This is a genomic window from Aminobacter sp. P4_D5, from assembly GCF_056401815.1.
Genome location: NZ_JBFUIP010001470.1, coordinates 1 through 506, shown reverse-complemented (window position 1 = coordinate 506; position 506 = coordinate 1). Strand labels below are relative to the sequence as shown.

At 66.6% G+C, this 506-nt stretch carries 1 protein-coding gene; it reads right to left on the bottom strand.

The annotated features are described in order from the left end of the window. Window positions 1-181: 181 nt before the first annotated feature. Window positions 182-506, bottom strand: a 325-nt coding sequence (locus AC1DWF_RS39015) for a gamma-butyrobetaine hydroxylase family protein (RefSeq protein WP_476843735.1), incomplete at its 5' end; no start/stop codon positions are given.

The window sequence follows — 506 nt, the reverse complement described above, 5'->3', positions numbered from 1 at the left end:
GGGGGCGATCAGAGCGACGGTGCGGCGGGCGATCTGGGGCATGAGGGCGTTTCCTTGCCCATGGGCGACATGATGCCGCGCCATGGATGACGAAGGCTTCCCACGAGATCAGGGTCCAGGGAAACGCGAAATTCGCGGTTCGATCCGGCGGCGTGACGGACGCGACACAGGCCGCCGCGCTCTATCGCGTCAGTCCCTTTTCGGCCAGCGCGCGCTCGTACTCCGCCCATCGCCCGGCCTGTTCCTGCCCCAGCCTGTGCAGAGTCTCCCAGGTGTAGAGCCCGGTGTCGTGCAGATCGTCGAAGAAGATTCGGACGGCGTAATTCCCGACAGCCTCGATCTTCATGATGCCCACATGCCGCCGGCCGGAGACGAGCTTCTTCTGCCCGGCCCCGTGTCCCTGCACCTCGGCGGAAGGGCTTTCCACGCGTAGGTATTCGGCCGGCAGCGCGAAGCGGCTGCCGTCGTCGAAGGCGACGTCGAGGGTCTTGTCCGCCGAGCGGTAG